Below are 13967 nucleotides of genomic sequence, written 5' to 3'. Positions count from 1 at the left end.
TACATTTTATAAAGGTCGCTATTTAAGAGCAGTATAATTTTTGCAACGTTTAACGAGAGGAGATGAAAAGATGAAAGATGACGAGAACAGAAAACGACTGAAAAAAATTGAGGAAATTTTAAAAAGGGAATTAGGTGATATCCCGGAGATTCGTTTCACCATCCGTGACGACACGAAAAATCCCGGCCAAATTATTGCCGAGTTGACTGTTGCTGCATTACAGGCCGGCATGCATGAGTTATTAGACAAAACATTGGGCGAGCTTTTCATTTATGAAAAACAGGTGATTGATCTGGAGAATCAACTCAAGACGGTCGAAGAGAACAAAAAGGCCGATGGTCAGAAGTTTTTAGATCTACTCAAAAGATATGATGATCTTGTTGTTGCAAGCGAAGCCATGGTTAAATCGAAAGCTGAACTGCGGAGTTCTGCAAAAACAGAGTTGGACAGCATTCTTATGAGGGAGAATAAAATGGAAACGGCCATTCAAAAAGTAATTGCCACATGCACTGGTTTAAACCCGAGTAATAAAAAAGCTGACTTTATCGCCTGTTTGGAAAAAGTCAAAAAGATTTTGTCCGACGCACTGTCAGTCATTTAACAATTTAAAAAAGAAAAACAGCTGACGATGTGCTAAATTAAAACCAAAAGACCTCGAATCTATCCAATCGAGGTCTATTTTTTTTAAAGCTATTCTATTTTTATAATTTTATATTCAACTACTCTATCGGCCAGTTTTATTTTTATCTGCTCGCCGAGTTTTCCGCCGATTAGGGCCGAGCCGATCGGAGAATTGCGCGAGATAATGCCGCTTTGCGGGTTAGTTTCCGACGACCCTAGTATTAAATAGGTTTTTTCTTTTCCGCCGGTAGCAACGGTTACGCTTGAGCCTAGTTGGACTAGGCCGCTATTTTTAACAGGCTTAATTATTACGGCGAGTTTTAGATGATCTTCTATTTCTAAAATTTTTTGGTTCATGCCTCTTAAACGGCCTTTGGCGATTTGGTAAGCCGCGTTTTCCGAAAAATCGCCGTCTGAAGCGTATTTTTTAACTTCTTCCGCCAGCCGCGGACGGTTAAATTTAAGCCGGTCCAGCTTATTTTTAAGCTCGCTGTATTTGACCTCGGTTAGATGCCTATCAGGCTTTAGATGAGTGTATTTTCCAGGTTTTCTAATTGGAGTTTGCATGATGTTAATATAAAATTTTTTTTGTGTTTTAGCAAGTAAAATGGTAAAATAATAATATAATTTAATAAATAAAATTATGTTTTTTAACGCACCAGGCAATCCAACCAATTTTAAAAAAGCGATTTATTTATTCGCCGCCACTATTTTGGGCGTGCTTTTAAGTTTTATCGCTCATGCAGTAATTGAAATTAATTATTTAAATTCTGTTTTAAGCCAGGGTAGAACAGTACGTTTTTACGGCAATTGCGCTTTACCGCCCGCGCTCTCAATTTTACTTTTAATTTTAGGCGCGGTTGGCGGATTTCTCTTAGGCCGGGTTTGGTGGCGCTTGGTTTATATTGACAGAGTTTGGGCTAAAAAATATTCTTCTAAAAAATAATTATGCTTTATGATGTAATAGTAATCGGCGGCGGGCCGGCCGGCATGATGGCGGCCGCTCGCGCGGGCGAACGGGGAGCGCGCGTTCTTTTACTCGAAAAAAATAATCAGCTCGGGGCTAAACTGCTCGCGACCGGGCATGGCCGTTGTAATATTACTAATGTACTGGCCGATAAAAAAGAGATGATTAACGTTTATGGAAAAAATCATAAATTTTTATTTTCCGCGTTTAATAAATTCGGCGCCGAAGATACGATAAAGTTTTTTAACGATTTAGGCGTGGCGACAAAAGAAGAAGACCGCGGCCGTGTTTTTCCGCTAAGCGATAAAGCGATTGATGTGCGAAGCGCGCTAATTAAATATTTAAAGCAAAACAGCATTGATATAAAATTTGGCGCCGAGGTTAAAAAGATTTTAGTTATTAAAAATAAAATTGCCAGCGTTATTTTAAATAATGGCCAAGAAATTTTAAGTAAAAATTTTATCATTTCAACCGGCGGCAAGTCGTACGCCGAGACCGGTTCAACAGGCTCGGGCTTCGAGTGGCTGGAAAAATTAGGCCATAAAATTATTACGCCTAGGCCGGCCTTAACGCCGGTAATAGTAAAAGAACCAATCGTTAAAAATTTAGAAGGCTTAAGCTTAAAAGATATTAGAATCAGCCTTTATCAAAATAATAAAAAAATTATTAGCCGCATGGGAGAAATTATTTTTACGGCCGACGGCATAAGCGGTCCGGCGATTATTGATTTAAGCGAGCGCATCGGCGCGATACTGCCGGCCCCGACTTTTTTAAGAATTGATTTTAAGCCGGAGATGGAATCGGCTGAATTAGAAAAAAAACTGCAAAATGATTTTCACCAAGCGCATAATAAAATGTTTAAAAATTATTTAACCGGCTTGGTACCGCCGAAATTAGCGCCCGTTATTATTAAACTAGCCGGCGTTAATGCCTTAAAACAAGTTAATATTATTACTAAGTCCGAACGCCAAGCTTTGGTAAAAGCGCTTAAAGAATTTTCTTTAGAAATTAAAGAGCTAAAAGGCTTTAATAAGGCCATGATTACGGCCGGCGGAGTTGATATTAAAGAAGTTGATCCTAAAACCATGCGCTCGCGGCTATATGAAAATTTATTTTTAGCCGGAGAAATACTGGATTTAGACGGGCCAAGCGGCGGTTATAATTTGCAAATTTGCTGGAGCACGGGCTACGCGGCCGGGGAGAGCGTGATTTTTTAAGCTAGACTTTTTTAAATAATATGTTATATTAACATTAATGGCGTAGTAAACGCCTTTTTTGTTTACTATATTTTTTTGGTTTGACGGATAGATTTTTTGATTTTTCACTTAGACGAAATTTGGGTATTTTTTTAAAAAAATACTACAATTTCGTATGCGCTCAAAATCAAAAATTCTATCCGTCAAAATTTATCATATTATTTTATGTCCGAAGAAGTAATTTTGCGATTTGACGAAGTAAATTTTGAATACGAGCATGATAAGCCGATTTTAGATGGAGCCGGTTTTAGCGTGCGTAAAAGCGCTAAAATTACATTAATGGGGCAAAACGGCGCGGGCAAGAGTTCAATGTTCGCTTTAATTATGGGCGAATTAAAACCTAAGTCCGGCCGGGTATCTATCACTAACGGCGCGACTATCGCTACGGCCAAGCAAGTTATGGCGCGCGAAGATTTCTCTTTAACAATCATAGAATATTTTGCCAAAGCTTTTGAAATAGTACAACCAAATTTGGCCAGTAAAATATCTAAAGTTTTAGAAGCGGTTAATTTAGACGCTCCGACCGATCGGCTAGTCGGAGATCTTTCCGGCGGGCAGCAGGCCAGATTGCTTTTAGCTTTTGCCTTGATCCAAAATCCGGATATACTTTTGCTTGACGAACCGACTAACAATTTAGATCAGGCCGGCATTGATCATTTAATTGAATTTTTAGTTATGTATGATAAAACCGTAATTGTAATTTCCCATGACGCGGATTTTTTAAATTGCTTTACCGAAGGCGTTATTTATCTTGATGTTTTTACCAAAAAAATCGAAACGTATGTCGGCGATTATTTTTCGGTAGTTGAAGAAATTTCCAAGCGAGTTGAGCGCGAGCGGAGAAAAAACGCCCAGCTTAAAAAATTAATTATCGATCGCAAAGAAAAAGTGAATTTTTTCGCCAACAAGGGCGGCAAGATGCGCAAACTGGCTAAAAAGCTTAAAGACGAAACCGCCGAGCTTGAAGAAGATATGGTAGACGTCAGGCAGGAAGATAAAACTATTAGGGAATTTAGTATTAAGGCGCAAGATATCGCCGGCGAGATTGTTAAAATCAGCGCCGTAAAAGTTATCCATAATCATCAGCCCATAATAAAAGAGGTTGATAAAATAATTCGTAAAAAAATACACTTGCTCGTTACCGGACCGAATGGAGTCGGCAAAAGCACGTTTTTGCGTTCGCTCGTTTCCGGGAAAAACCAACAGGCAAAAATTTTAGATAAGGTGCGCGTCGGTTATTACAGCCAGGATTTTTCCAATTTGGATTTTAATCAGACGGTTTTTGATTCGCTCGCGAGTGCTCTGAATGAAGGCACGGATACGCAGGCCATGCGTTCGGTCGCGGCCGGATTCTTAATCCACGGAGATTTAATGGGCCATAAAGTAAGTGAGTTATCCGAAGGGCAAAAGGGGTTATTATCTTTCGCGCGCCTTACGCTTATGCAGCCCGGACTATTAATTTTAGATGAGCCGACCAATCATATTAATTTTCGCCATCTGCCCATAATCGCCAAGGCGATTAATGAATACGCCGGCGCCATGATTATGGTTAGCCATATGCCTGATTTCGTCAAACAGATAAAGTTTGATGATGATTTGGATTTAGGCAAAGTTTAGGTCTCGGGCAGTTTACGATTATTCAATGTTGGCGTAAAATAGAGGTATAGATTCATATAACGGTGAGTTTTATGAAAATATTTTATAGAATAATTACAATAGTTTTTTCCGCCGCTTTAATTATCGGTTTGGTGTTTTATTTTGAAGACGATTTAAAGCTGGCCGAAAAAAATTTAACTAAGATAATTAATCCTTGCGATAAACCGATTGAATATTCGCTCGGCGATTTTGATTCTAAATTCGGCTTGAGCCAGTCCGATTTTTTAAAAGCCATCGATCAGGCGGCGCAAATTTGGCAAACACCCATCAACAAAAATTTATTTACTTACGCGGAGAACGGCGCCCTGCCTACCGGACAGGCAGGTTTAAAAATTAATTTGATTTATGACTCGCGCCAAGAAGCGACCGATAAGTTAAAAAAATTAGGCCTTAACATTAATAACGATCAAGCCAGTTATGAAGTTTTAAAAGTTAAATATAACGCTTTTGAAAAAACTTATAACGCGCAAAAAACCGAGCTTGATAATATTGTTAAATATTATGATGAGCAAAAGGCTAACTACGAAGACGAAGTTAAGGCGGCTAATAAGCGCGGCGGAGCAAGCGCGGCCGAATACGATATTTTAGAGCAAGAAAGAAAAGATTTAAATAAGCTGGTAGAATCAATCAAGCAAAAGCAAACTGCGCTTAATAAAACGGTTGACGATATTAACGCCGTGGCCAGCGTTATAAATAGGTTGATTCGCGAATTGAATTTAACCGTGGGCGATTATAATACTATTGGCGCCAGCGCTTCGGGCGAATTTCAGGAAGGCCGATATGTTAAAGATGAAACCGGTGAAAGAATAGATATTTATCAGTTTGATAATCAAGAGTTGTTAGTTAGAGTTTTAGCTCATGAGCTTGGCCATGCCTTAGGAATTGATCATCTGGATAATCCCCATGCGGTTATGTATAGATTAAACGAAAGCGGCAATGAAAAAATAACGGCCGACGATATAACGGCTTTAAAGGCGGTTTGTAAAATAAAATAAATTTTTTAAGAGCAATAATTAAGATAAAACAACGTCCGAGCGGCGTTGTTTTTTAGATTTTTCATTTATTGATTTAAATGTTATATTATATTCATGTTTAATATCAATGATTTTTTATTGAATTTGCCCTTGCCCCTGCTTGACCATTGGGGCTATATTATTATATTTCTTGCGGCTATCGCCGAGGCTTTACCGATTTTCGGCACTTTTATTCCCGGCCATACGATAATTATATTAGGAGGACTTTTGGCCAAACTCGGAGTATTTAGGCTAGAAGCGGTTATGGCCGCGGCGGCCGTTGGCGTGGTTGTCGGCGATTTGCTAGCTTACTATATTGGCCGTAAATTCGGCTATGATTTTGTTATCCGCTACGGCAAATACTTTTTTTTAAATGAGGAGAAATATAAGAATACTAAAAAATTGGTGGCCGAACATACGGGTAAAGCTTTGATTATCGGACGGTTTAGCCCGTTTACCAGGGCTTTAGCGGCTTTTTTAGCCGGCATTTACAAAATAAAATTTCCTAAATTTATTTTTTATTCTATCGTCGGCGGCGCTAGCTGGGCGGTTTTATCCGTTCTTTTAGGTTATCTTATGGGCCAAGGCTTTGAAGGCGCGGCCAAATATTTCGGCCGGATAGTTTTAGCCGCCATAATTTTAATTATTTTAATATTTTTTGCTTATCGGACGCTTAATAAGAGAAGGCAGATTTTTGTCAGAAAGCATAGTTTGTATTTAGCCCTGAACGCCATGTCAATTTATGTTTTTTCCAAGATGGTTGAAGATTATTTTGACAAAGAAGCAACCTATCATTTTGATCTTTGGCTTACGCAAAATATAGCTTCAATTCATCAGCCATGGTTAAATAAGCTGATGATTTTTATAACCAATGCTTTAAGCCCGGAAGTTTTATTGGCCATAGCCATGCTCGCGGCTGTTTATTTTTTCATGAAAAAAAATTGGCATAAAGCCGCTTTAATTTTTATGAGTTCGGCCGGCGGTCTAGTTTTAGGCGCGATTTTTAAGCAGTTAATCGGCCGTTCAAGGCCGGCCGGCGGCCTAGTTTTAGAAACTAGCTTCAGTTTCCCCAGCCAGCATTCGCTCATGGCTATAATATTTTTTTCTTTAATAATGTTTTTGTTTTACGAAAAAATAAAAAATAAATTGTTAAAATATTTATTTATTTTCAGCAATTTATTTTTAATAATGTTAGTCGGTTTCTCAAGGGTTTATCTGAAAGTGCATTATTTTAGCGACGTTATGGTTGGATTCGCCTTAGGCCTATTTTGGCTGACTTTTTTGATTTTGGCTTTTGCCGTTATTATAAAATTATTTAAAGATAAAAAATATGGAAAACAGCAACAATCATTTTGAAAAAATTAAAACAGAAAGTTCAAAAATTTCGCGCGAAGTCAAAGAAAAAACTTTAGGCTTTATTCTTACGGCTTTCGGGCTAGTCGCCGGCTTGGCCTGGAATGAGGCTATTCAATCTTTAATTAAAAGTTTTTTTGCCGTTGATAAAGATTCAATCTTGGTTAAATTTATTTATGCCATTGTTATTACTATCTTGGTAGTAATTGTTACTGTTTATTTAACCAGATTTTTCGGCAAAAACGAAGAGGAAAACAAAAAATAATATTATAATATTTACAACAGCCTAGGCTTGGGCTAAATTTATAAAATTTTCTACTGCGGAACTCGTCAGCCCATGGCTGGCTCAAACAGTCCTCGCACGAAAATTTTCCAAATTTAGCCCAAGCGGTTAGAGCAATATAAAATAATATGAAATCACAAGCGCGAGCAAAAGTCGGCGGCCGACGCGGCAATCCGGGCTTTAGAACGCCTTCAAGTTTTAGATACCGGCAAGCTGTTAAAATTGCTAATTATAAAAAATCATAATTTATGAAAATTAAAAGGCAAAAGATCAAAAAATTAATTTGGCTGGAGATTAAAAACGGCGATGATTTGCACAGCGCCATCTCCGGCTATTGTTTAGAAAATAATATCAAGGCCGGGTTAATTTTCGCTGTCGGCGCTTTAAAAAACGCTAAACTGGGCTTTTATGATCAGGCTAATAAAAAGTATTTAGCTGAAAGCGTGAATAAGCCTTTGGAAATTTTATCTTGTCTTGGCAATATATCGCTTAAAGACAGCCAGCCGTTTATTCATGCCCATTTAACCGTGTCCGACAGAGCCGGTCGAGTTTACGGCGGACACTTGGAAAAAGGTTCAATTATTTTCGCCTGCGAGTGCGCGATTTTAGAAGCTTCGGGCGAACTTTTAAATAGAAAATTTAATAAATTAACCGGTTTAAATTTATGGAGTTTCTTAAAATAAAATTAGTTTGGAAAATTGTAATCGCCGTTTTTTTATTAGCCGTTGTAATTTTAGGCGTAAGACTATTAAGTGGTGATGAAGACATTTGGCTTTGCCAAAACGGCGGCTGGGTTAAACACGGCAACCCGAGCGCGTCCGAGCCAGCTACGCCTTGCGGCGACAAGAAACAGCCGGACGAAGTTTTAGTAACAATGCCGCAAGCGAACCAGACGGTTAGCAGTCCCTTGGCCGTAGAGGGGCAGGCCAGAGGCAATTGGTTTTTTGAAGCCAGTTTTCCGATTGAGCTTATTGATGACCAGGGGAAAATATTAGGCCAAAGCTACGTGCAGGCGCAAAGCGACTGGATGACCGAGAATTTCGTGCTGTTTAAAGGAGAAATAAATTACCAGGCAGCGGCCACGACTACGGGCATGTTGGTTTTAAAAAAGGATAATCCGTCCGGTTTGCCGGAAAATGATAAAAAAATAGAGATGCCGGTTTTAATCAGCCCTAGCGAAATTATGGCAGTCAAAGCCTTTTTTAGCAATAATAATTTAGATAAAGAGATAACTTGCGCTAAAGTTTTTGCCGTGGAGCGCCAGGCCGCTAAAACCGTAGCGACCGCTAAGGCGGCGCTTGAAGAGCTTTTAAAAGGTCCGAGCGGGCAAGAAATATCCCAGGGCTTTTACACCAGTATTAACCCGGGCGTTAAAATCCAAGAATTGACTATTGCCGGCGGAGTCGCTAAAGTTGATTTTGATGAAACTATGGAAAAGGGCATGGGTGGATCATGCCGCGTCGGCGCCATTCGGGCGCAAATCAGCGAAACCTTAAAACAATTTTCTACGGTTAAAGAGGTTATTATATCGGTTAACGGCCGAACCGAGGATATTTTGCAGCCGTAAAAAAGATAGGCGCTCGATAAGCATAATTATTTTGTTTTTTTATATGAATTTAGAAAAATTGGAAAATATTTTAAGTCAGGAGCCGAAATTTAGATTAAAGCAAGCCAGACAGGCGATTTTTGTTGACTTAATAAGCAATTGGAATCAAGCCACTAATTTTCCTCTGGCGCTAAGAAAAAAATTAAATCAAGAATGCCCGCTAGAGATTGAAGCGGAAAATTTAGTTAGCCGTGAAGGCAATTCTATTAAGGCTTTAATTAGTTTAGAAGACGGCTTAAAAATTGAAACCGTATTACTTGAGCATGGCGCCGGGCGCAACACGGTTTGTTTGTCTTCTCAAGTTGGCTGTCCGCTCGGCTGCTTATTTTGCGCTACGGGGAAAATGGGCTTTAAAAGAAATTTAACCGACGCGGAGATAATAGAGCAGGCTGTTTATTTCGCGCGCTTATTAAAAAAAGAAGGCCGGCAGATTAACAATATAGTTTTTATGGGCATGGGCGAACCGTTTTTAAATTATGATAATGTTTTAGACGCGATTAAAATTTTAAACGGTAAAGACGGCCTTAATATCGGTGCGCGCCATATTTCCATTTCCACTATCGGCGTAGCTACCGGCATTAAAAAGTTGGCTGCGCAGCCGCTACAAGTTAATTTGGCGATATCGCTTCACGCGCCTAACGATGATTTGCGCGAACAGCTTATCCCGGCCAATAAAAAATATTCGCTTGACGCGATTATTGAAGAATTAAACAATTATTTAAAACAAACCGGCCGCCGGGTTATGATTGAATATTTAATGATTGATAAATTTAATGATGATAAAGAGCAGGCTCAAGAGCTAGCGCTTTTATTAAAAAAAATAGATCGGCCGTTATACTTCGTGAATTTAATCGCTTATAATCCGACCGATGAATTTAAGCCGTCGCCGGCCAAGAGAATTAAAGATTTTAAATTGGCCTTAAATAAGCAAGGCGTAGAAGTAACCGAACGCTACCGTTTCGGCCAGGATATCAAAGCCGCCTGCGGGCAGCTGGCGGGGAAATTTTAATAATAAATTATAAAAAATTATGAGTAACAAAAAATTTTTTACAACCGAAGAAGCTAAAAAGGTCGGAGATGAAATCGGGATTGATTGGAATAAAGTGGATCTAGAACAATTTAAGCAGGGCTTGCATGTTGAATTGGAACATGGCTTGGTAGACCCTGTTACCAATGTGACCGATGATGATTTAGTTATCACGGGTAAAATCGCCTGGGCGCATTTGAATGAATTCGCGGATTATTACACCAGGCTTAAAACCATGGAAGATGAGGCGGAAGCATATTGGGAAAATAAATAATAATAAAATCCCCCTAACCCCCTTTGATAAAGGGGGTGAATTTGCTGGTTGACTTTTATGTTGAGCAATGCTAGTATATAGATACTAAGGCTAGTTGATTAAATTCAAACTAGCCTTTTATTTTACTTATAATTTTTAAATAAAATATTATGTCAGACATAACCAACGCCATGAAGCAAATTTGCGAAGAAAAGAACTTGAGCTACGAAGCGGTCGTGGAAACGATTGAGTCGGCTTTGGCCGCGGCTTATCGCAAGGATTTTGGCGAAAAGAACCAGAATATTAAGGTTGAATTTGATCCGGAAACCGGCAAATCCAAAGTTTATGACGTTAAAACCGTGGTGGAAGATATGCCGGAAGAAATCGTTGTTGATGAAACTGCAATGGACGAGGAACCTAAAAGTCAAAAATCAAAAATAAAAACTGATAAAGAAAACGCGGAAGTGAAAACAGAGGAAGTTATTCAGGAAATACCCGAGGAAGAGGTTAGAAAATTCAATCCTAAAACTGAATTACAGATCAAAGACGCGAAGGAAATTAAAAAAACCGCTAAAATCGGCGATGTTATAAAAACTAAGCTGGAAATTCCGGCCGATTACGGCCGCATGGCCGCGCAGACCGCCAAGCAAGTAATTATTCAAAAACTAAGAGAGGCTGAACGCGAAATGATTTTTTCTGAATTTAAAAATAAAGAGCATGAAGTCGTGGCCGGAGTGGTGCAAAGGCGGGAAGGCAGAATCGTTTTGGTTGATTTAGATAAAGCCGTCGGCGTTTTACCGGCGGAGGAGCAGATCATGAACGAAAGATACCGTCCGGGCGATCGGATAAAAGTTTATGTCAAGCAAGTAAGCATTACGCCCAGGGGACCGGAAATTCTTTTATCCCGCACTTCGGACGAAATTTTAAAAAAAGTATTTTATTTGGAAATACCGGAAGTCTCTAACGGGCTGGTTGAGATAAAGGCCGTGGCGCGCGAAGCCGGCAGCCGCTCTAAGGTGGCGGTTTCGGCCACCAGCGAAAACGTTGACCCAATCGGTTCTTGCGTCGGGCAAAGAGGTTCAAGAATTCAAACCATTATCAGCGAGTTAGGCGGAGAAAAAATTGATATTATTGAATATGATGAAGATTTGGCTAAATTTATCGGCCATGCCCTAGCTCCGGCTAAGATTTTAAGCGTGGAAATTAATCAAGATGAAAAGAAAGCCGTGGTTAAAGTGGCCGAAGACCAGCTGTCTTTAGCTATTGGCCGGGAGGGACAAAACGTTAGGCTGGCCGCTCGCTTAACCGGCTGTAAATTGGACATTGTCGGCGAAAAGGCCGAGAAGATTAAAGCTGAAGAGATAAAAGTTGAAGATGCGGTTCAATCGGAAGCGGCCGTAGAAATAGCAGCTGAAGCTGAAACTGAGAAACCGGTGGCGAAAGAGAAGCCGGAAGAAAAAGCTGAAAAGAAAGTTAAAAAAACTAAAAAATCAAAAAAATAAATTAACAATAATAATATCATTGCGAGCGCAACATAGTGGAGCGAAGCAATCTAAAGTTAAGCGCCACGTGCGTGAGATTGCTTCGTCGCTTGAAAGCTCCTCGCAATGACAATAAGAAAACTCTATGTCATTAGTTACTTTGTTAATCCTCGGCAGCTCTTTGCTCGCCATCATCTACGGAGCCATTTTAATTAAATTGGTTTTGCGTTTGCCGGCTGGCAATGAGAAAATGCAGTTTATCGCTAAAGCCATCCAGGACGGAGCCAAGGCGTATTTAAACCGCCAATATAAAACTATCGCGGCGGTCGCGGTTGTTATTTTTTTAATTATCGGTTTTATTCCTAAATTGGGCTGGACCATGGCCTTAGCTTTTTTACTCGGCGCTTTTTTATCGGCTTTAACCGGCTATATCGGCATGAATATTTCCGTGCGCGCCAACGTTAGAACGGCTGAAGCGGCCAGAAGCGGTTTAGCCAAAGCTTTAAACGTAGCGGTTCAAGGCGGTAATGTTACTGGCATGCTAGTCGTCGGCTTGGCTTTACTCGGCACAGCCGGTTTTTATTTTGTAACCAAAGACACTCATGCTTTAATCGGCTTGGGTTTTGGCGGATCTTTAATTTCTATTTTTGCTCGGCTCGGCGGCGGAATTTTTACCAAAGCCGCGGACGTGGGCGCTGATTTAGTCGGAAAAGTTGAAGCTGGCATTCCGGAAGATGATCCGCGCAATCCGGCGGTTATCGCCGACAACGTGGGCGATAACGTGGGCGACTGCGCCGGCATGGCGGCTGATTTATTTGAAACTTATGTCGTAACTTGCATCGCTACTATGATTTTAGGGTCGCTTTTATTCGTCGGTTTTGATAATGCGGTGCTTTATCCTTTGGTTATCGGCGCGGTTTCCATTATCACTTCAATCATCGGCAGTTTTTTTATAAAATTAGGCAGAAGCCAGAATATCATGAACGCTTTATATAAAGGCTTGATCGTGGCTGGAGTTTTAGCCGGTCTGGCCTTTTATCCCATAACCAATTGGCTGATGGCGGACAACGGAACTTACAGCGTTATGAGTTTATATTTAGCCTCGCTGGTCGGTTTGGCGGTAACCGCGGCCATGGTGGTAATTACCGAATATTATACTTCAAAAAGCTACGCGCCGGTAAAATCAATCGCCGAAGCTTCTAAGACCGGACATGGCACGAATATTATTGCCGGTCTAGCCGTCTCTATGAAATCAACGGTATTGCCCATGATAGTGCTTGTAGCCGCTATTTTAAGCGCTTACAGTTTAGCCGGGCTTTATGGCGTGGCGATCGCGGTTATGGCTATGTTATCCATGGCCGGGATAATCGTCACTATTGATTCTTACGGCCCGATTACTGATAACGCCGGCGGTATTGCCGAGATGGCCGAGATGGGCGACGACGTACGCGCGGTAACCGATCCTCTAGACGCGGTCGGCAATACGACTAAGGCCGTAACCAAAGGCTATGCTATCGGTTCGGCCGCTTTAGCCGCTTTAGTATTATTCGCTGATTTCACTCATAGTATTCCGGATACCTATCAATTTTTAATTAATGACCCGAAAGTTTTAGCCGGTTTATTTTTAGGCGGATTATTGCCATATTATTTCGGCGCTTTAGCCATGCAAGCCGTGGGCCGGGCGGCCGGCTCGGTAGTAGAAGAAGTGCGCAATCAATTCAGAGAAAAGCCGGGCATTATGTTAGGCACGGAAAAGCCTGATTATGGCCGGACTGTTGATATCGTTACTAAGGCCGCGATTGGCGAGATGATTGTGCCAGCTTTAATTCCGGTGGCCGCGCCGATTTTAGTCGGGTTTATTTTAGGCGTTGAAGCTTTAGGCGGCTTGCTGGTCGGTTCAATCGTTACGGGAATTTTTATGGCCATTTCCATGACTTCGGGCGGCGGGGCCTGGGATAATGCCAAAAAATATATTGAAGACGGGAATTTCGGCGGCAAGGGTTCGGAGGCGCATAAAGCGGCCGTAACCGGCGATACGGTCGGCGATCCTTATAAAGATACGGCTGGTCCGGCGATTAACCCAATGATAAAGATATTGAATATTGTGGCGTTATTGATTGTAGGGTTGTTAATATAATTTGAAATAAGCTCGGCTGGGGAAAATTATTTTTCCTGCTTGGATGAAATTTGTGCGTTTTTGAAAAATTAAATTTTTCAAAAACGCTACAATTTCGTATGCGCGATAAAAACAATTTTCCCCAGCCGAACAACTAAAATTTGTCATTCCCGCGAAAGCGGGAATCCAGAATTCGTATTGTCATTGCGAGCGAACAGAGTGAGCGAAGCAATCTCTGGTTCTTTAGTAAAACATCTAAATATTGTCGTATACTTTTTTTAATTTTACATTCGTGATGCTTCACTAGGCCTTACTTTTTATGACTAAAAAGTAAG

General features: G+C 40.5%; 14 protein-coding genes. 13 read left to right on the top strand and 1 reads right to left on the bottom strand.

The window, feature by feature from the left end; all coding sequences use genetic code 11:
- Nucleotides 1-70: 70 nt before the first annotated feature.
- Nucleotides 71-601 carry a hypothetical protein gene (locus tag WC639_01615; GenBank protein ID MFA6306486.1) on the top strand — a complete coding sequence of 177 codons (531 nt, stop codon included), beginning with the start codon at nt 71-73 and terminating at the stop codon, nt 599-601.
- 89 nt (nt 602-690) lie between these two features.
- Here WC639_01615 and WC639_01610 read toward each other — a convergent pair whose 3' ends face one another.
- Nucleotides 691-1188, bottom strand: coding sequence for a GreA/GreB family elongation factor (locus WC639_01610; protein MFA6306485.1), 498 nt, complete (start codon nt 1186-1188; stop codon nt 691-693).
- Nucleotides 1189-1264: 76 nt separating this feature from the next.
- Here WC639_01610 and WC639_01605 point away from each other — a divergent pair, with 76 nt between their 5' ends.
- The 12 genes from WC639_01605 to WC639_01550 all read left to right on the top strand — a co-directional run bounded on the left by WC639_01605 (nt 1265) and on the right by WC639_01550 (nt 13653).
- On the top strand, nt 1265-1567 hold the full coding sequence (locus WC639_01605; GenBank protein ID MFA6306484.1) for a hypothetical protein: 303 nt from the start codon (nt 1265-1267) through the stop codon (nt 1565-1567).
- Between the two features lie 2 nt (nt 1568-1569).
- Entirely contained in the window at nt 1570-2805 is a 1236-nt protein-coding gene (locus WC639_01600; GenBank protein MFA6306483.1) for an NAD(P)/FAD-dependent oxidoreductase, read from the top strand.
- Nucleotides 2806-3009: 204 nt separating this feature from the next.
- A complete protein-coding gene (locus tag WC639_01595) occupies nt 3010-4461 on the top strand; it encodes an ATP-binding cassette domain-containing protein (GenBank protein MFA6306482.1) in 1452 nt (483 codons plus the stop codon).
- A 71-nt stretch (nt 4462-4532) separates the two neighbouring features.
- Complete coding sequence (locus tag WC639_01590) at nt 4533-5495, top strand: matrixin family metalloprotease (protein ID MFA6306481.1); 963 nt, start codon at nt 4533-4535, stop codon at nt 5493-5495.
- 93 nt (nt 5496-5588) lie between these two features.
- The gene (locus WC639_01585) at nt 5589-6869 is read left to right on the top strand and encodes a bifunctional DedA family/phosphatase PAP2 family protein (GenBank protein ID MFA6306480.1); all 1281 of its coding nucleotides are present in this window, start codon (nt 5589-5591) and stop codon (nt 6867-6869) included.
- Entirely contained in the window at nt 6844-7131 is a 288-nt protein-coding gene (locus WC639_01580; GenBank protein ID MFA6306479.1) for a DUF5654 family protein, read from the top strand. Before WC639_01585 ends, WC639_01580 begins: the two co-directional genes overlap by 26 nt.
- Nucleotides 7132-7397: 266 nt before the next feature.
- Nucleotides 7398-7832: a PPC domain-containing DNA-binding protein gene (locus WC639_01575; GenBank protein MFA6306478.1), complete on the top strand. Its 435-nt coding sequence runs from the start codon at nt 7398-7400 to the stop codon at nt 7830-7832.
- Entirely contained in the window at nt 7814-8716 is a 903-nt protein-coding gene (locus tag WC639_01570; GenBank protein ID MFA6306477.1) for a GerMN domain-containing protein, read from the top strand. Before WC639_01575 ends, WC639_01570 begins: the two co-directional genes overlap by 19 nt.
- 43 nt (nt 8717-8759) lie before the next feature.
- Nucleotides 8760-9764 carry a 23S rRNA (adenine(2503)-C(2))-methyltransferase RlmN gene (gene rlmN / locus WC639_01565; protein ID MFA6306476.1) on the top strand — a complete coding sequence of 335 codons (1005 nt, stop codon included), beginning with the start codon at nt 8760-8762 and terminating at the stop codon, nt 9762-9764.
- 19 nt (nt 9765-9783) lie between these two features.
- Complete coding sequence (locus tag WC639_01560) at nt 9784-10056, top strand: DUF5661 family protein (GenBank protein ID MFA6306475.1); 273 nt, start codon at nt 9784-9786, stop codon at nt 10054-10056.
- 149 nt (nt 10057-10205) lie between these two features.
- On the top strand, nt 10206-11537 hold the full coding sequence (nusA, locus tag WC639_01555; GenBank protein MFA6306474.1) for a transcription termination factor NusA: 1332 nt from the start codon (nt 10206-10208) through the stop codon (nt 11535-11537).
- A 124-nt stretch (nt 11538-11661) separates the two neighbouring features.
- Nucleotides 11662-13653 (top strand): sodium-translocating pyrophosphatase, encoded by a 1992-nt coding sequence (locus WC639_01550; protein ID MFA6306473.1) that lies wholly within the window; start codon nt 11662-11664, stop codon nt 13651-13653.
- Nucleotides 13654-13967: the final 314 nt, after the last annotated feature.

Source organism: Patescibacteria group bacterium (genome assembly GCA_041662965.1).
Lineage (GTDB): Bacteria > Patescibacteriota > Patescibacteriia > Patescibacteriales > GWC2-42-12 > JACPHD01.
The sequence above is the reverse complement of the archived record's forward strand: the minus strand, read 5'-3'. Positions and strand labels throughout refer to the sequence as shown.

What these genes read in the sequence shown, in the direction of transcription:
- WC639_01615 (MFA6306486.1), top strand. Translation starts at nt 71, where the DNA reads ATGAAAGATGACGAGAACAGAAAACGACTGAAAAAAATTGAGGAAATT.
- WC639_01610 (MFA6306485.1), bottom strand. Translation starts at nt 1,188, where the DNA reads ATGCAAACTCCAATTAGAAAACCTGGAAAATACACTCATCTAAAGCCT.
- WC639_01605 (MFA6306484.1), top strand. Translation starts at nt 1,265, where the DNA reads ATGTTTTTTAACGCACCAGGCAATCCAACCAATTTTAAAAAAGCGATT.
- WC639_01600 (MFA6306483.1), top strand. Translation starts at nt 1,570, where the DNA reads ATGCTTTATGATGTAATAGTAATCGGCGGCGGGCCGGCCGGCATGATG.
- WC639_01595 (MFA6306482.1), top strand. Translation starts at nt 3,010, where the DNA reads ATGTCCGAAGAAGTAATTTTGCGATTTGACGAAGTAAATTTTGAATAC.
- WC639_01590 (MFA6306481.1), top strand. Translation starts at nt 4,533, where the DNA reads ATGAAAATATTTTATAGAATAATTACAATAGTTTTTTCCGCCGCTTTA.
- WC639_01585 (MFA6306480.1), top strand. Translation starts at nt 5,589, where the DNA reads ATGTTTAATATCAATGATTTTTTATTGAATTTGCCCTTGCCCCTGCTT.
- WC639_01580 (MFA6306479.1), top strand. Translation starts at nt 6,844, where the DNA reads ATGGAAAACAGCAACAATCATTTTGAAAAAATTAAAACAGAAAGTTCA.
- WC639_01575 (MFA6306478.1), top strand. Translation starts at nt 7,398, where the DNA reads ATGAAAATTAAAAGGCAAAAGATCAAAAAATTAATTTGGCTGGAGATT.
- WC639_01570 (MFA6306477.1), top strand. Translation starts at nt 7,814, where the DNA reads ATGGAGTTTCTTAAAATAAAATTAGTTTGGAAAATTGTAATCGCCGTT.
- rlmN (MFA6306476.1), top strand. Translation starts at nt 8,760, where the DNA reads ATGAATTTAGAAAAATTGGAAAATATTTTAAGTCAGGAGCCGAAATTT.
- WC639_01560 (MFA6306475.1), top strand. Translation starts at nt 9,784, where the DNA reads ATGAGTAACAAAAAATTTTTTACAACCGAAGAAGCTAAAAAGGTCGGA.
- nusA (MFA6306474.1), top strand. Translation starts at nt 10,206, where the DNA reads ATGTCAGACATAACCAACGCCATGAAGCAAATTTGCGAAGAAAAGAAC.
- WC639_01550 (MFA6306473.1), top strand. Translation starts at nt 11,662, where the DNA reads ATGTCATTAGTTACTTTGTTAATCCTCGGCAGCTCTTTGCTCGCCATC.